Raw genomic sequence first — 16,972 nt, 5'->3', positions numbered from 1 at the left:
GCTGAGTCAGATCACCCCGCCCGTCGGCAGCTAATAAGACCGGTGCACAGGGCTATTGAAGGACTTGAAGGACTGCTCGCGCTCGTGCGAGCTCGGGGAGCGGACTGCCTTTCGGTATCTTCGCGACGGCATCAACGAGATGCTTTCGTGCCGGCTCCCCGCGCAGGACGAAATCATCGAGGCTTGCCCGGATTTCAAAAAGCCGCGCGCCTTGGCGGCGAGCGACGTCGCGGGCGGCGGCGAGGTCGTCAGCGCGCGCATCCGGCTCTGTGTGAGTTTGCGCCCGGGCCCGCAGCAGCTCGGCGTCGTAGAAACGCACGCCGGAGTCCGCCGCGAATTGCAGCGCCACATCGAGACGGGCACGGGCCTGGACGGGCTGCATAGCCGCGGCCAAAATGCGTCCGAGGACGCACCAGTAGAACGGCCGGTACGTGCTGGCTCCCAGCGCCTGCCAGATCTCGATTACCTGGGTCATGGCCTCAATGTGGGGTGACAACGACGCAGGGTCGGGATTGCGCGCAGCGATAGCCTCTTGCCCGTCGACCATCGCCTTTTCAGTCGCCCCAAGCAGCTGCCAGTACAAAGAGTCGAGGCCGTATCGGTCGGATGTTTCGTTTATCTCGCGGACCAGTGCGCGGGCGCGGTCGTACTGACCGGTTTCGGCGCGAACCCAGATCTCCATGTCAATGGCGTAGAGGTGGTTGTAAGGCTTTTGGGGATAGCCCAGCTGGCTTGCCCGGTGCACGGCCCGTTTCAGTTGCGCCTCAGCACCCGTGAGGTCCCCCTGCACCAGGCGGATCCAAGCCAGGTGTTCATGCGCCAATGCCACCGGGTCGTGCGGGACGAACCATATTGCCTGTATCCGTTCTTCATAATCTTTGGCGTGACCTGTCGTTGCCTGTTCGAAACACTGTCTAGCGCTATCGAATTCGCCGCGCAGCCACGCCACGATGCCCGATGAACCCCCGAGGGCGGGCCGAAACCATTGGCGGCCGCGCTCGGTGGCCGCTTGTAGGGCCATCATCACCGCATCCGCCCGGCGCAGGTCCGAGCGCCAGAGGTAGTAGGCACCCACGGCGAGCAGCGTCGCGAACAGTTCATCGTCGTGCAGGTCTGTGCCGGCCAGCTGTAGGCAGCGTTCGAAATCTGAAGCGGCAACCCGGCTTTGGGCGCCTTCGGCGGTGGCGACAAGGTAGCCGCGCTCCAGTCGCGGGGCGATCTCGCGCTGGTCGCGGTCCGGGCCGGGCGGGCATTGCTCAACCTGCGTGACGGCGTTGGTCAGGTATGTCCGGGCTTCAGCGAGAGCGCCCCGGCGACGGGCAGCGGCCGCCGCCCGTTGGTACGCCGACGCGGCATCGGCGTGCCGGCCACCCTGCTCGTAATGTGAGGCGACCAGCGGCCAGTCGGGGTCACCGGTCATGGCGTTCACCACGGCGTCGGCCACCTTGGCGTGTAACCCCTGCCGCACGCTGGGAGGGGCTAGTTCCCCGGCGACCTCTCGGAGCAGCTCATGGCGGAAACGCCAAATGCCCTCACCAGATCGCTCAAGCACGTGCGCCTCAGTCAGCTGGTCGATGACTTCGTCGACCTGACGCTCGTCGAGGTCGACCACCGTAATCAACAGCGTTCGGTCGATATGGCGACCGATGACTGCGGCGGCCTCTACCACCGGCACGACGTTTTTGCCGGCACGCAGGCGCGCGAACAACGGTTCGTACAGCGCATCGGGCACAAGCATCCCGTCCGGCGCCGGCATGCGTAGCCCTGCCACGACCTGCTCGATGTAGAGAGGCACCCCGTCACAGCGTGCTCGCACCGCTGCACGCTCCTCGTCGCTGACGGTCGGCTCTAGCGTGACGATGAGCTCATCAGTCTCCTCGTCCGTCAACGGCGCCAAGTCGAATCGCTTTACCTGCCACTGGGTCGGCAAGCAGTTTTCGTCACGACCGGTAAGCACGACAAGCAGCCGGCCCTCGGCGGCGTCGAGCATCGCACCGACCACTTCCAGCGTCGACTGATCGAACCACTGTAAATCCTCGGCGACGAGCAGCGCCGGGCCATCGCTCAAGCAGGCGATCAGATATGCGCGCACCGTCGCGGCGATCGACTCCTCCAGCCTGTGGCCCTCGGCTGGGACCGGCTCGTAGCCGTGCTCGGGTCCGATCGCCAGAACCGGCGCGAGTGCCGGCACCGCGGCGCTGGGATCTAGTCCACGCGCGGTTATTTCGGCCTGGAGTAATTCCAGCCGCTCCCGTGCATCTGTCAGACGAGATATCCCGCACCGCCGCTCAAGCAACGCCCGGACGGGGTGCAAGCCCACATGGGTGTGAAAGGGCGACCCGGACAGCTCCAGCACCACCGCGCCGGAGTGCTTGACCAAATTTGCGGCTTCAGCCGCCAGCCGGCTTTTCCCGACGCCCGGTTCGCCATAGAAGAACAGGCCGCGGGTTGTGCACGTGCCGGTTCGCGCTTCCTCCCAGCACGCGTGCAGCTGCGCCAACTCACGCTCACGACCCACGAGCGGACCGTTCACCCGCGCCGGCCGCTCAGCACGTTCGCCGACGACGCGATGATGAGCGATCACCCCCGCCACACCTTTCACCGGCGCGGCGGGCCGCTCCTCAAGCTCGAAATCGTTACCCACAAGCGCCGCAACCGGATTCGACACAACCATCGAATTAGGTGCCGCAAGTCCCGAGAGGCGAGCGGCTAAGTTCGCCGCCAACCCGTACACGTCGTCCTGTGCAGTGTCCAGGTAAACCAGCCCGCGGTGCACCCCGACGCGGGCCGCGATTCCGATTCCGAAACGGCGCTGGGTCTGTTGGCTGAGCCGGTCCACGCCACGCGCTATCTCCAGCCCCGCGTGAACCGCGCGTTGGACGTCGTTCTCATGTGCAGTCGGGTGACCGAACACCGCCAACAACCCGTCGCCCTTGGTGGAACCGATGTGTCCCTCATAGCGGTCGACCGCGTGCAAAACGATGTCCCGATATCCCCCGACCACGAGTCGATAAATCTCCGGCTCCACGAGGGTCGACAACACGGTTGAATCGACCACGTCGGCGAACAGAATCGTTAGCCGCCGGATCTCCCCGCCGACGCCGGGCGCGGCTGACAGCAAGTCCTCGGCGTCGGCGTTTCCGTGGTCGATGGCAAGGAGCTGACCGGCCAAGGCCGTCGCAGTCGTAGAGTCACCGCGGTTGATTGCGGACACGGCGCGATCGACCAGCTCGTCGATTGATACGTCAAGCTCGCTTTGGGTACTTTCGCTCTCCGCCGGTATGCCCCGGCCGTCCGTCACGAGGAATATCGTCTCATCCCTCGACGGTTGCGCACCCTGGAAATCAGCAGCCTCGAGAGCAGCGCCCGGGGTGTCCACAGCGGGCCAGCGACCGGATCAACGTTTGGGGTTTCGGCCGTCAGCGGCCGTCGAACATCGCGCCGATGAGCCGGTGCAGCACCTGGCCGACTTCTCGACGGGTCCGTTGCGGATCGTCTGCGGTGGCGATGACCATGGCCGCCTCGTCGAGCGCGCCGATCAGCACGTGCGCCAGCGGCCGCACCGGCTGCTCGACCAGTTCGCCGGCCCGGATGGCCTCGCTGAGCATCTGCTCGGTCATGCCGAGGCTGTACCGCTGCGCGACATCACGGAACTCGGCCCAGCCGAGCACGCTCGGGGCATCCAACAGGATCAGCTGGCGCACCTCGGGGTCGCCGGAGACGTCGAGCCACGCGTCAACCGCGGCCCGGACCGCCTCTGTGGGTGTGGTGGCCCCGGATTCGGCCACCACGACGGCCATCCGCGCCATCACATCCTGCTCGACGACCTCGACGACCTCGCGGAATAACGCTGCCTTGCCCGCGAATTGGTGATACATCGCGCCGCGGGTGACCCCGGCGGCGGTGGCAATCTCCGGTGTGCCCACGTCGGTGTATCCCCGCAGCCCCCACAGCTTGCGGGCAGCCGAGATCAGCGCGTCGCGGGTCGCCGCGGAGCGCTCTTCCTGGGTCCGTCTCTTGCTTTCCATACAACCTGTTGGTAACTTACGAACAGACAGCCTGTTTGTAAGTCTATCTCTGAAGTAGGAGTTTGCTATGTCGACGATCGACATTAGTGCCGGAACCATCCATTACGAAGCAACCGGACCCGAGGACGGCAGGCCGGTGGTCTTCGTGCACGGATACATGATGGGCGGGCAATTGTGGCGCCAGCTCAGCGAGCGCCTGGCCGCACGCGGCCTGCGCTGCATCGCGCCGACGTGGCCGTTGGGCGCGCATCCGGAGCCCTTGCGCCGCGGCGCCGACCAGACCATCACCGGTGTTGCCGGCATGGTCGCCGAAGTGCTCGCCGCGCTCGACCTGCGGGACGTGGTGCTGGTCGGCAACGACACCGGCGGAGTCGTCACCCAGCTGGTGGCCGTGCATCATCGCGAGCGGCTGGGCGCGCTGGTGCTCACGAGTTGCGATGCGTTCGAACACTTTCCGCCGCCGATCCTGCGGCCCCTGCTCCTGGCGGCCAAGTCGAAGACCTTGTTCCGCACCGCGATTCAGGCGGTGCGCGCGCCGGTCGTGCGCGCCCGCGCGTTCAATGGCCTGGCGCATAGCAACATCGATGAGCTCACCAAGGACTGGGTGCGCCCGGCGCTATCGCTGCCCGCGGTCGCCGAAGACCTGCGGCAGTTCACCCTTTCGATGCGCACCGAGGTGACGACGACGGTGGCGGCCCGGCTGTACGACTTCGACAAGCCGACGCTCATCGCCTGGTCAGCCGACGACGTGTTCTTCGAGCAGGAAGACGGGGCGAGGCTGGCGGCAACCATTCCCAACGCCCGCCTCGAAGTCATCGCGGGGGCCAGGACCTTTTCCATGGTCGATCAGCCCGACCGGCTCGCCGATCTGCTGTCGACGATCGCGGTGCGCACGTAGCCGGGCAGGCGCCTCGACGCTCGCGGTAGCGTCTTGGCCATGTCAGACGCGACGTCACCCCTGCTCGGCCGGCGAATCCTGGTCACCGGCGGTGCCACCGGTATCGGCGCGGCCGCCGTTTCCGTCCTGACGGAGGCGGGGGCCAGGGTCGCCGCGACCTATCACCAGACGCCACCGCCGCAAGGCCTGGCGGCCGAGTGGTTGCAGTGCGATGTGCGTGAGGCCGGGGCCGTCTCGGCGATGGTCCACGAGGCGGCGCAGCGCCTCGGTGGACTCGACGTGCTGGTGAACGCCGCCGGGCTGTGGCAGGCGGGGATCCCCGGCTACATCGGCGCCGACGACATCTCATTCCTGTTGGACACCAACATCAAGGCCACCATCCTCACCAACCAGGCCGCCTACGCGGTGATGAAGGACCAAGCTCCGAAGGGCGGTCGCATCATCAACTTCGGGTCTTCCGAGGCCGTGATGGGCAGCCCGATCTCGGCGGTCTACGCCGCGACCAAGGGCGCGGTGCAGGCGTGGACCCGATCGGCCGCCAAGGCCTGGGCCTCCGACAACATCACCGTCAACGCCCTCGCCCCGGCGGTGCAGACGGCGGGCGCCGACCGGCTCCGCGATTTCCTCGGTCCGGACGCCGCTGCCCTGATCGATCAGCAGATGCAGATGATGATCCCGCTCGGCGGCACGTTGGGTGAGCCCGCCCGCGACGTCGGTCCGATGCTGGTGTTCCTGGCCGGCCCCGGCTCGGGCTTCATCACTGGTCAACTGCTGGCCGTGGACGGCGGCTTGATGATGGTGGGCGGTTAGGCAGCCGGCTGGCGATCGCCTCGGTGGCCAACGGCACCCCGCAACATCAGCTTTGGTCGTTGTCATTCGGCGCGGCCGAATGACCGCGGCGACGCCGCCGGCCGGATCCGCCCATCGACCGCGATTGTGCGACTTCGAGACGATATTCGCGCGCTCGATTCCTCAGCAGGATCAGCGACCTGTGCAACTCAAAGAACATGGTCCAATGATGGCCCGTGGACGTGAACGCACCCGCTATACACGCGGTCCTCGATCGGGAATCCTGGGCGAAATGGGCATGAATTTCCGCAACACGAGGTGGTGCGGAGCATGCGGCCGCCGGCACGGCAGGCCGGTGCGGTTTGGCGCCGCCGAGGCGCCCGCTACCATAAGACGGACCGTCTCGTCTCGTAGTACGGGCAGAGTGAAGGTGAATTCGACCGATGGCTGACGACACGATTCAGGCGCTGCTGCGCAAGCGATTATCCGATCCCGGGGTCGCGGTGAAATACCGTGACGCGCAATGGACTTGGCGTCAGTATCTGACCGGCGCCGCGGCGCGGGCCGCCGCCCTGCTGGCCGCCGCCGACCCACAGCGTCCGATACACATCGGCGCCCTGCTGGGAAACACCCCCGAGATGGTCAGCCAGATGGCGGCGGCCGGACTCGGCGGCTACGTCCTGTGCGGGCTGAACACCACCCGGCGCGGTGAGGCGCTGGCCGCCGACGTCCGGCGCGCGGACTGCCAGTTCGTGGTCACCGACGCCGAACACCGGCCGCTGCTGGACGGCTTGGACCTCGGTGCCACGCAAATCCTCGACTCCTCGACACCGCAATGGAGCGAGTTCCTCGACGACGCCGGTGAGCTGAAGCCGCACCGCGAGGTCACCGCAACGGACGCCTTCATGATGATCTTCACCTCGGGGACGAGCGGAAATCCCAAGGCGGTGCAGGTATCACACCTCATGGCGACGTTCGCCGGACTCAATCTGGTCCAGCGCTTTGCCCTCACCGAACAGGACACCTGCTACGTCTCGATGCCGCTGTTTCACTCCAACGCGGTCGTCGCCGGATGGGCGCCCGCGGTGTGCTCCGGTGCCGCCATGGTGCCGGCAAAGTTCTCGGCGAGCAGTTTCCTCGACGACATCCGCCGCCACGGCGCCACCTACATGAACTACGTCGGCAAGCCGCTCGCCTACATCCTCGCCACAGCCGAACGCGACGACGACGCCGACAATCCCCTGCGGGTGGCCTTCGGCAACGAGGCCAACGACAAGGACATCGACGAATTCGCCCGCCGCTTCGGTGTTCAAGTCGAGGACGGCTTCGGCTCCACCGAGAACGCCGTCATCGTGATCCGCGAAGAAGGCACCCCCAAAGGCTCGATTGGCAAAGGCATTGACGGAATCGCGATCTACAACAGCGACACCGTCACCGAATGTGCGGTCGCCCGGTTCGATGCCGACGGGGCGCTGATTAATGCCGACGAAGCGATCGGCGAGTTGGTCAACACCGCGGGTTCGGGTTTCTTCACCGGCTACTACAACGACCCGGACGCCAACGCCGAACGGATGCGCCACGGCATGTACTGGTCCGGGGACCTGGCGTACCGCGACGCCGACGGCTGGATCTACCTGGCCGGGCGTACCGCGGACTGGATGCGGGTGGACGGCGAGAACCTGGCCGCGGCGCCGATCGAGCGGATTCTGTTGCGCCACAGTGCGATCAGCCGCATTGCCGTCTACGCCGTCGCGGACGGTCACGTCGGTGATCAGGTGATGGCCGCGATCGTCCTCAACGACGGCCGCACCCTTGCGCCCGCCGAATTCGAAGCGTTCCTGGACGCGCAGCCCGACCTGTCCCCCAAGGCCCGCCCACGCTACGTCCGCATCGCGGCCGACCTGCCCAGCACCGCCACGCACAAGGTGCTCAAGCGCCAGTTGATCGCTCAGGGAACGAACGTCGGGGCGGATGAGGTTCTGTGGGAGCGCGAACCACGGGGCACTACCTACACGGTTCGTGGCGATCGCAAGGGCGGAGCCGGGTTCGGCGGGTCGCCACCATCGGCTAAGCCGGGCTCCTCGGTGCCCGGCGCCGGATCTGCCCCTTCGACCGTCGCACCCGTTTGACCGGGTCCCGGGTTGTGCCGGTGGCGATCTCGTCACGCAGTTGGGAGATGTTGGAGATCTCCGCGTACAGCCCGCGGATCGCGTAGTCCAGCACCGCAAACGAGTAGCGCTGCTCGGGATCTTCGGTGATGCCGAGCTCGACCGACCGCTGCCGCGACCACAATGCCTCGTCCAGCCGGGCCCGGGTCGCTTCCAGGTGCCGGTCCAAAGTGTCGAGGACGTGTTCGGGGTCCTGCCCGCGGGCCAGCCAGGTTTTGAGGATGACGGGATGCTTGATGACCACCTGATCCTGACCCGGGAAGTGCTGGACCCAGCGGCGCAGCGCGTCGAGGCCGGCATCGGTGGTCTCATACAGCGTGATGGCACGCTTGCCGGATTGCGCGCCGGTCTCGCTGACCATGCCCCGCTGCAGCAGACGGGTCAGTTCGCGCCGCACGTGACTGACCGACGGCGACCAATAGAAGTGCCCGACCGACAGTTCCGCTCGCATCTTGATCTCGCCGGCGGTGAGTTGCTCGTCGTTGGCCGCCAGCACCCCCAGCACCAGGTAGGCGGTGACCGGCAGACCGTTGGCGGTCCTGGGGCTCACTGGCTGTCCGTCTCCGCGCCGGTGAAGTACGGCAGCGTCACGTCGGACCCGGTGGCGTGGAACTCCACCTGGACCCGCATGCCGACGTCCAGGTCCTCCGGTGGTACGCCGACGACGTTGGTCAACATCTGGTAGCCCTCGTCCAGGGTGACGATGGCGGGCGCGTAGGGCGGCTCGAATTCCGCTGTGACCGGCCGGTATACGACCGTCCAGCTGTAGATCTCGCCGCGGCCGCTGCCCTGCTGCCAGCTGATGTCCTCCGAAAGGCATTGGCGGCATTGCTCGGTCGGGGGGAAGTTCGCCGATCCGCAAGCCGCACAGCGCTGGTAGCGCAGCTCGTGGGACCGGCAACCCTCCCAGAACGGCCCGCTGACGTGGCTGCTCGCGTGGGGGACGGGCCCGGCCTGGGGCCGCAACGGATCGGACGTCATCGTGGTTCGTCTCCCAGGATCAGCACCGTCGTGAACAGGGCACCGGCTCCCCCGTTGCTGCACAACGCGACATGGGTGCCGGGGACCTGAAGGTCCCCGGCCTGTCCGCGCAGCTGTTGCACCGCGCGGACGGCCCGCTGCATCATCTGCGGATTGGCGCCCGCGTGGCTGAACGACATGGTTCCCCCGTCTGTGGTGACCGGATGGCTGCCGTCGATGGCGATGTGACCGTCGGCCACGAAGGGGCCGCCCTCACCGTCACCGCAGAAGCCGAAAGCCTCGAGTTGCCGGATGATTTCGAACGAGAACGGGTCGTAGAGTTCCAGCACGTCGACGTCGTCGCGGCGCAGTCCGGCGTGGTTGAACGCACAATCGGCGGCGCGCCGGCCCACCACACCGTTGACGTGATCCCCGCGCCGCCCGGCAAGGTCGTACGCGGGCGGATGCTGGTAGGACGGGCCATGGAAGTCCGCGCCACTGCCCAGCACGTAAATGGGTTGGCCCGCAACGTCGACGGCATCGATGTTGGCCACGACCAGCGCACACCCTCCCTCGGAGGTGGTGGCGCAATCCAGCAGATGGAACGGGTCGGCGATGGGCCGGGACGCGGTGATGTCCTCCGGGGCGAACGGCCCACGGTCGTAGTAGACGGCTTCGGGATTGCGTGAGCCGTTGTTGCGGATGGTCGCTGCCACCATCGAAAGTTGTTCGCGCGTCGTGCCATAGACATGCATGTGGCGGCGCGCGATGAGCGCGAATTCGGCGGTGGTGAACATGCCCCAGGGGGCGACGAATTCGTTTTCGGGGCGGGTCCACGGTGCGGTGGCCTCGTGGTCGCGGTACTCGCCGGCCTGGGCCGCTACCAGCACCACCACGTCGGCCATGCCGTGCTCGATGGCGGTGACCGCCTCGGTGATCATGCCGACCCCGAACGCCAGGCCCTGCCAGGCCGGCCCGATCCTCAGGTCGTAGATCAACGAGGTCGAGTGTGGGCTGGCGCTGATGCCGTCGACGTCGTCGAGGGTCAGGCCAGCGTCGTCGAGCGCGCCGAGGATCGCCTTGATCGCCAGGCCGCGCGACGTTTCACCGTCCAGGCGGCGTCCCTGCCGGGTGTTATGTACTCCGACGATCGCCGCGGTGCGCTTCGCCGTCGTCACTGACAATTCATTCCGCTGCAGCCCTTCAGTTTTCATCCGCGACGACGCCCAGGTAGGTGCCGCGGACGTCGTATTGCCGCCCATCGCGGGTGATGGTGCCGATGGTCTTGCCGTGTGTGTCGGTGTTCTCGGTGTCGGCCGCCGAACCCGATTCCACGACATCGATGCGCACATCCACCGGCCGTGCCGTCTGCGGGTCGGTGATCTCGACGACCATCGCGACGGCGTGCTCGTCGTCGTCCCATTCAACGCTGGTGATGCGGTGCCGCGCGGTCAGCTCCATCACCACGGAGTCCTGCCGCAACAGGAAACGCACGGGTGCACACAGCTCGCCGGCCCGCGGCGCCACGCACAGGCTGACGGCCACGTCACAGGCCCGCCGGCCGGGCGCTGATTGTTCCCGACCGCCGCAGCGCGGCCAGGTCGTCCCGGCTGTGCCCCAGGACCTGGGTCAGCACCTCATCGGTGTGCTGGCCGTACAGCGGCGGCACCCGCCGGATCCAGCGCCGTGGCTTGCCGAGGAACGCGAAAGGCATTCCGGTGCACAGGAATGTGCCGGCGACGGGGTGGTCGACCGTCTCCCAGAAGCCGCGGGCCCGCAGCTGCGGATCGGTCAGCAGCGCCGCGGCCGGGGTGACGCGCGCGGCGGCCACGCCGGCAGCGCGCAATGCATCGACGGCCTCGGTCACCGAATGTGCTGCGGCCCAGGCGGCGACGAGTTTGTCGATGTCGTCGGCCCGCTCGGCCCAGCCGGACTCCTCCAGCCCGGGCTGTCCGAGGAGGCCGGCCAGCGACGCGCGGGCGGCGGCGTCCATCGCGGCCAGCGCGACCCATTCGTCGTCACCGCGGCACCGGTAAACCCCCTGGGGGCAGGCTTCCTGGCCGCGGTTACCATTGCGGCGCATCACGATTCCGTTGCGCGAATACTCGACCAGCATTTCAGCCGCCACGTTCAGCGCGGCCTCGACCATGATGGACTCCACCTGCATTCCGGTGCCCCGGCGGTCACGGATCACCAGCGCCGCGACGGCGGCAAAGGCCGCGTGCAGACCGGCGATCGGGTCGCACACACCGCGCGGGATCACCGGTGGGCCGTCGGCGTGTCCGGTCATCCACGCCATGCCGGTGGCCTGTTCCATGGTCTGCGCGAAGCCGACGCGATCGCGCCACGGGCCGTCGAGGCCGAACGCGGGCATCCGGACCATGATCGCCCGCGCGTTGGCCGCGCGCACCGCGTCCCATTCCAGGCCGAAGTTCGCCATCACCCGGGGTGAGAAGTTCTCGACGACGAGATCGCTCACGGCGATCAGGTCGAGCGCGAGCTTGCGCCCGCCATCGGTGCCTAGTTCGATGCTGACGTCGCGCTTGTTGTTGTTGCTACACAGGAACACCGGGCCCCATTCCCACCATTGGTCCCAGTCGGGCGGGCGGCCCGCGGAGAACCGCATGCCGTCGGGGCGGCGCACGCCCTCGATCTTGATCACGTCGGCGCCCAGGGCGCCCAGCAGTTGGGTGGCGACCGGCCCGGCCCAGAAGGCGGTGAAGTCGGTGACCCGGACGTCGGACAACGGCAGCGCGTCGGCGTCCTGTCCGCGCGGCGAGTCCGGGCGCGCCGGCCAGTGCACGCGCCCGGTATCGGCGCCGAGTTGCGGCGGTTCTGCGGGCGCCGCGGTCCTTATCGCATCGCTGCGATACGGCACCCGCGGGCCCAGCACCCCGGCCGGCGATTCGACGAAGACGCCGCGTTCCACGAAGTGGTCGATCTTGGGGAGCATCTCGGGAGTCGCGATGGGGGCGACCGGAATCCGGAATGCCACCGCGAGATCGACGACCTCCTGGGTGGTTCGGCTCGCCGTCCATTCGGTGACCATGCCCAGGAACTCATCGCGGCGCTCGGCCCGGCCTGCGAACGAGGCCAGCTCGGCGTCATCGACCAGATCGGCGCGCTCGATCATCACCAGGAAGTCCTGGAACTGCTGCGCGGTGATGGTGCAGAACCCGACCATGCCATCGGCCGTCGGGACGATCGAGGGCAGCTCCAGGCTGCGTTCGTGCAACAGTGAATCGGCGCCCAGCACGCTGGCCGACATGGCGGAAAGACCGCCCATGGCGATCGCCATGGCCTCGTACGTGGAGACGTCGATGACCTCGCCGCGGCCGCTGCGGGCGGCATGCCGCGTTGTCGCCGCGGCGACCGCGGCCGCGAAGGTGCCCGCCAGCCACTCGCCGAGCCGGCCGCCGGCTTGTACGGGCTCGTCGTCCGGCCAGCCGCGGCCGGCGATCGATCCGCACAGTGCCTGCAGGATGAATTCGTTGGCGACGACTTGGTTTTCGACGTAGGGGCCGTTGGCGCCGAACGGTGTGATGGCCACGACCACGGCCGGCGCCGCGGTGTGCGCGGTGATGACGTCCAATGTCCAGCCGTCGGTGAGGTCGGTGACCACGAGGTCGGCGCCGGCCAGCAGCGAGGTGATCTCGGCCTGGCCATGACTGACGACCGATTTCTTGCCCGCCGCCAGGTAGCCGAACAGCGCCCCTGGCGGTCCGCCCGCCGACCGGCCGCGCAGCGAATCACCCTGTGGTGATTCGATTTTCACCACGTCGGCGCCGGCGTCGGCGAACATCTTGCCGCAGTACGACGCCGCCAGGCCGTTGCACAACTCCAGCACGCGCCACTGCGCGAACGGCGCCTCGGCTGCCACGCTCAGTTGCCCAGGGTGGTGGCGCGCCCGGCGATGCCGGACACCTCAGCCGTCACCGGGGTCTGCGCCGAAGCCTGCGCCTGCAGGGCGAACTGCGTCATCCGCGTCCACGCGTCCCGGTCACGCTGGCTGGCCTGCCGGCCGACATGGGTGACCACGTCGACGTCGGTGGCCTGTGCGCGCAGGTAGCCGGCTCGCGCATGCTCCTTCGGGATGTATCGGAACGGGTCGAATGAGTATGCGGCCATGGCATTTTGGTGGGTGATCTTGTCGATGACGGCGTGGTCGAGGTGGCCCATGGTGGCGATGACGTCCTCGGGCGCGAATGGCCAGTTGCTGTCGGAGTGCGGGAAGTCGGATTCCCAGCACAGCATGTCTTCGTTGAACCAATTCATGTTCTGCACACCGACTTTGTCGCTGATGAAGCAGGTGTAGAAGTGCCGCTTGAAGACGTCGGTCGGCCCGTCGTATCCCGGCGGGAAAGATGCCAGCGTCCAACCCGAGTGCCGGTTGTAGACGTGCTCGGCGCGCCAGAGGAAGTATGGGATCCAGCCGACGTCGCCCTCGGTCAGCGAGAACTTCAGCTGCGGGAAATCCGCCCAGAACTGCGCCCAGATCAGTTCGGTGAAGGTGAACATGCTCATCATCGACGAGGCGGTCATCTGCACGCTGGGCGGGGCGTCAGTCGATACCTGCGGGGAGCGCGACGCGGAGCCCACGTGGGTACACAGCACCGTGTTGCTTTCACAAACTGCCTCCAACAGCGGGTACCAGTACTTGGTGTGAATGCTGGGCATTTGCAACGCCTCTGGGTTCTCCGAGAACGTGACGGCGTGACATCCCTTGTCGGCCAGCCGTTTGACCTCCTTGGCGGCCTCGGCCACGTCGAACAGCGGCAGGATGCCGCACGGGATGAATCGGCCCGGATACGCCCCGCACCATTCGTCGACATGCCAGTCGTTGTAGGCCTTGATCATCACCAGGTTCGTGTCGCGGTCGGGACCCTGGTTGAGGACCTGGCCGGAGAAGCCGGTGAAGTTCGGGAAGTTCAACCCCGCCAGCTGTCCGCCGGCGTTCATGTCCCGCACCCGCTCGTCGACGTTGAAGCAGCCCGGCCGCATCTCGTCGTAGCGTGAGGCGTCGATGTTGTACATCTCGCGCGGTTTTCCCGCGACCGCGTTCAGTCCCATGTTGCGTCCACGGATCTCGCCGTAGTACCACTGCTGGATGCCGTCGGGCTCGATGACCACCCGCGGGGCGCGGTCCTTGAAGGTCGCGGGAACGTGCGCGTCGAACATGTCGGCCGGCTCGGCGATGTGATCGTCCACGCTGATCAGGATCAGATCGTCCTTGTTCATCCCGCGCTCCTCGATCGACAGCTAGTGACTAGTAGATAATGGTGTGAGTCACAGTGTCAACCGTCGACGCGGGGCATGGATGACGGCTTATCCCGCTTAATCCGGGCCGTAGCAACGGCGCTGCTACGTGCACCGTACGGGTCGATCATGTCCGGGCGCCCCTGCAGGTACGGACTATTAGTTCGCCAAGTTTTCGTCCGGTGCGAACTCCCGCGGCGGTAGGGCGCGATGCCGTTCGGCGCCTCGTGCCACCATGGGGCATGACCGGGCCCGGAAGGTAGCGGAAGTTGAGCACCAATAAAGCTGCGCGTCCGACCACCGCCGACGTGGCCCGACTGGCCAGCGTATCGACCGCCACGGTCAGTTATGTGCTCAACAACGCCCGGGGCCGCCGCATCTCTCCGGAGACCCGCGACGCGGTGTACCGCGCGGCCAAATTGCTGGGTTACCGGCCCAACCTGGCCGCCCGCAACCTCGCGCGCGGCAAAAGCGGAGTAGTGCTCTACGTGGTGCCGCACGTGGCCGTCGGCGAGATGCCGATGCAGGCCGGCAGCCGGATGACGACCGCGCTGGCGCGCGAGGGTTTCCTTCAGGTGCAGATCTTCGAGACCGACGACGACCAGCTCGTGGTCGACGCGATCGAGAATCTGGATCCCGTCGCGGTCACGAGCCTGTTCCCATTGAGTGCGGCCGCCCGGCAAGCGGTGACGAACGCGGGCATCCCCCATATCGCGATCGGCACACTGCCCGCGCTCAAAGACCCGCATCTGTCCGTCGGGGAGATGCGGGTCGATCACCTGGTCGAGCGGGGCCATCGCCGGATCGCGTTCGCCTACACCGGGATTGCAAGATGGCGCCCGCTGGGCGACTACTGGTTCGAGGGTGTTTCACGGGCGGCGCAGTTGCGCGGCCTTCCCGCCGTGCGAGTCGACGAGGTCACCCTGGACAACGCCGCCGACGTGGTCGCCAGCTGGGTGGGCGCCGGGGTGACCGCGGTATGCGCGCAAAGTGACGAGATCGCCTGCCTCGTCCTGTACGGCATTCATCAAGCGCGGCTGCGCTGTCCGGGCGACCTGGCGGTGATGGGCGTCGACGCCACCCCGATGGGCATGGTGAGCACGCCGCCATTGACCACTGTGCAATTCGATCCTTCCGCGGTCGCCGACGCCGCGCTTGCCGCGATCTTCGAGCGGCTGGGTCACCCCGCGCCGCCGTCTCCCGAGCTGACCGACATCGCCCACCTAGTGGTGCGGTCCTCGACCTAGGTCAGTCGGCGGGCTCGTAACGCAGCAGCGTGACCTCGTGTTCCGGGTAGTCGCAGAACACCGGCTTCACCCGCATCCCGACCTTCAGGAGGGCCGGGTCGACGTTGACCATCTCGGTGGAAAACCTTGGGCCCTCGTCCCATTCGACGATGGCGAGCAGCTGGGGCACGGCGTCGGCGAAATGCGGACTGACCGGCCGATGGGCCACCGTGTAGGAGTACAGGGTCCCCATCCCGGAGATTTCGCGCCATTCCAGGTCGTCGGCCAGTGTGCGCGGCGCGCGCACCCGCGGGTAGAACACGTAGGCCTGCAGCGACGGCGAGTACTGAATGACGATGCGATGCTGTACCAGCGCATCCCAAAAGGGTGCGCTGGTCGGTGTTTTGACGTGCATCGGTCGTTCGAAATTCATCGCCTCAGTCCCCTTGCAGAATCAGGGTGGTCTGCTCGGACAGGATGCCGCCGTTGCCGGACACGAAGGCCCGGTTGCAGTCGGTGATCTGCGCGGCACCCGCGCGGCCCATGATCTGGCGGGTGGCGTCGCAGACGTGGTGCATCCCGCCCGCCAAACCCGCTTGGCCGAAACCCAATTGCCCGCCGGCGGTGTTCAGGGGGAAGTCGCCGCGGAAGGTCAGGTCATGGTTGGCGACGAATTCCATGCCCTTGCCCTTCGCGCAGAAGCCGGCGTCCTCCAGCGAGAGCAGCACAGTGATGGTGTAGCAGTCATAGATCGACACCATGTCCATCTGGTCACGGCTCAGATCGGTCATCGCGAATGCGGTGTCGGCCGCGGCGGCGATCGGGGTGTTGAGCAGATCCTCGGCATACGTCGGGGTCTTGAACGGCACGTGCTCACCGAATCCCTTGACCCACACCGGACGATTGCGCGACCGCTTGGCGACGTCCGCGCTTGCGACGACGACCGCCGCGCCCCCGACGCACGGCATGACGATCTCCAGCATGTGCAGCGGGTCGGCGATCACCGGGCTGGCGAGCACGTCGTCGACGGTGAGCGGCTTGTCCTTCCAGATCGCGCCGTCGGTGTGGTTGGCGTTGACCCGGGTGTCGACGACCAGCTTGGCCATCGCCCGCTCGTCGTAACCGTAGACCGCCGCGTACCGCTGGGCCACCTGGCCGTAGGGGCCGTTCTGGCCGAGGTTGCCGTACGGAATTTCGAATTCGGCTTGCGGAGAGCCGTATTGGTTGCTCGACGAACCGAAGTACAACGCGTCGCCCAGCGATCTTGGCTTCTTCGGCGACATCGGGGTGATGTAGCGGGCGGGCAGCGCACACAGCACCGCATCGCAGATGCCGAGTTCGACGGCGGCGGCCGCCCGCCACACCATGGCGGCGGCGCTGGCCCCGCCGAGGTCGACGTGCTCGGCGAATCTCGCTCCCACGCCCAGGTATTCGGCGATCGTGGAGGGGACGAAGATCTCCGACTCGGCCAGGTGTGACGCGACGATCCCGTTGACGATCTCGAAGGGCAGGCCCGCATCGTCCAGGGCGGCGGCGCCGAGTTCCGCCCACTGTTCGATGGCGAACGGCGCGGGTGACGCCTTGGTCATGCGTTCCGGCGGCAGTTCGACGTATCCGACGATCGCGGCTTCTCCGCGTAATCCCATG

The 16,972-nt window shown here is 67.1% G+C and carries 14 protein-coding genes; 4 read left to right on the top strand and 10 right to left on the bottom strand.

Annotation, left to right across the window (positions count from 1 at the left end):
* Window positions 1-52: 52 nt before the first annotated feature.
* Together ACZYVJ_RS15300 and ACZYVJ_RS15295 are read right to left on the bottom strand one after the other, a co-directional pair.
* Window positions 53-3,301, bottom strand: coding sequence for an ATP-binding protein (locus ACZYVJ_RS15300; RefSeq protein ID WP_463831795.1), 3,249 nt, complete (start codon window positions 3,299-3,301; stop codon window positions 53-55).
* Window positions 3,302-3,419: 118 nt separating this feature from the next.
* Window positions 3,420-4,028: a TetR/AcrR family transcriptional regulator gene (locus tag ACZYVJ_RS15295; protein ID WP_463831794.1), complete on the bottom strand. Its 609-nt coding sequence runs from the start codon at window positions 4,026-4,028 to the stop codon at window positions 3,420-3,422.
* Window positions 4,029-4,095: 67 nt separating this feature from the next.
* Between ACZYVJ_RS15295 and ACZYVJ_RS15290 the strand changes: the two genes are divergently transcribed.
* The 3 genes from ACZYVJ_RS15290 (at window position 4,096) to fadD1 (ending at window position 7,844) form a co-directional block, all read left to right on the top strand.
* Window positions 4,096-4,926: an alpha/beta fold hydrolase gene (locus ACZYVJ_RS15290; protein WP_463831793.1), complete on the top strand. Its 831-nt coding sequence runs from the start codon at window positions 4,096-4,098 to the stop codon at window positions 4,924-4,926.
* A 39-nt stretch (window positions 4,927-4,965) separates the two neighbouring features.
* On the top strand, window positions 4,966-5,736 hold the full coding sequence (locus tag ACZYVJ_RS15285) for an SDR family NAD(P)-dependent oxidoreductase (RefSeq protein ID WP_463831792.1): 771 nt from the start codon (window positions 4,966-4,968) through the stop codon (window positions 5,734-5,736).
* A gap of 422 nt (window positions 5,737-6,158) precedes the next feature.
* On the top strand, window positions 6,159-7,844 hold the full coding sequence (gene fadD1 / locus ACZYVJ_RS15280; RefSeq protein ID WP_463831791.1) for a fatty-acid--CoA ligase FadD1: 1,686 nt from the start codon (window positions 6,159-6,161) through the stop codon (window positions 7,842-7,844).
* Here the strand turns inward: fadD1 and ACZYVJ_RS15275 are convergent.
* The 6 genes from ACZYVJ_RS15275 to ACZYVJ_RS15250 are packed head-to-tail and all read right to left on the bottom strand — an operon-like array spanning window position 7,783 to window position 14,081.
* Window positions 7,783-8,433: a MarR family transcriptional regulator gene (locus ACZYVJ_RS15275; RefSeq protein ID WP_463831790.1), complete on the bottom strand. Its 651-nt coding sequence runs from the start codon at window positions 8,431-8,433 to the stop codon at window positions 7,783-7,785. The two genes, fadD1 and ACZYVJ_RS15275, sit on opposite strands and share 62 nt — an antisense overlap.
* On the bottom strand, window positions 8,430-8,864 hold the full coding sequence (locus ACZYVJ_RS15270) for a Zn-ribbon domain-containing OB-fold protein (protein ID WP_463831789.1): 435 nt from the start codon (window positions 8,862-8,864) through the stop codon (window positions 8,430-8,432). Before ACZYVJ_RS15270 ends, ACZYVJ_RS15275 begins: the two co-directional genes overlap by 4 nt.
* Window positions 8,861-10,057 (bottom strand): thiolase family protein, encoded by a 1,197-nt coding sequence (locus ACZYVJ_RS15265; protein ID WP_463831788.1) that lies wholly within the window; start codon window positions 10,055-10,057, stop codon window positions 8,861-8,863. The genes ACZYVJ_RS15270 and ACZYVJ_RS15265 overlap by 4 nt, the downstream gene beginning before the upstream one ends.
* Window positions 10,047-10,388 carry a hypothetical protein gene (locus ACZYVJ_RS15260; protein ID WP_463831787.1) on the bottom strand — a complete coding sequence of 114 codons (342 nt, stop codon included), beginning with the start codon at window positions 10,386-10,388 and terminating at the stop codon, window positions 10,047-10,049. Before ACZYVJ_RS15260 ends, ACZYVJ_RS15265 begins: the two co-directional genes overlap by 11 nt.
* Before the next feature lies 1 nt (window position 10,389).
* A complete protein-coding gene (locus ACZYVJ_RS15255; RefSeq protein WP_463831786.1) occupies window positions 10,390-12,723 on the bottom strand; it encodes a CaiB/BaiF CoA-transferase family protein in 2,334 nt (777 codons plus the stop codon).
* 2 nt (window positions 12,724-12,725) lie between these two features.
* A complete protein-coding gene (locus ACZYVJ_RS15250) occupies window positions 12,726-14,081 on the bottom strand; it encodes an amidohydrolase family protein (RefSeq protein WP_463831785.1) in 1,356 nt (451 codons plus the stop codon).
* A 287-nt stretch (window positions 14,082-14,368) separates the two neighbouring features.
* Between ACZYVJ_RS15250 and ACZYVJ_RS15245 the strand changes: the two genes are divergently transcribed.
* A complete protein-coding gene (locus ACZYVJ_RS15245) occupies window positions 14,369-15,346 on the top strand; it encodes a LacI family DNA-binding transcriptional regulator (RefSeq protein WP_463831784.1) in 978 nt (325 codons plus the stop codon).
* 1 nt (window position 15,347) lies between these two features.
* Here ACZYVJ_RS15245 and ACZYVJ_RS15240 read toward each other — a convergent pair whose 3' ends face one another.
* Both ACZYVJ_RS15240 and ACZYVJ_RS15235 read right to left on the bottom strand, forming a co-directional pair.
* A complete protein-coding gene (locus ACZYVJ_RS15240) occupies window positions 15,348-15,758 on the bottom strand; it encodes a Zn-ribbon domain-containing OB-fold protein (protein WP_463831783.1) in 411 nt (136 codons plus the stop codon).
* Between the two features lie 4 nt (window positions 15,759-15,762).
* Window positions 15,763-16,971: a thiolase family protein gene (locus ACZYVJ_RS15235; protein ID WP_463831782.1), complete on the bottom strand. Its 1,209-nt coding sequence runs from the start codon at window positions 16,969-16,971 to the stop codon at window positions 15,763-15,765.
* Window position 16,972: the final 1 nt, after the last annotated feature.

Source organism: Mycobacterium sp. IDUB_3, from assembly GCF_055419585.1.
The sequence above is the reverse complement of the archived record's forward strand: the minus strand, read 5'-3'. Positions and strand labels throughout refer to the sequence as shown.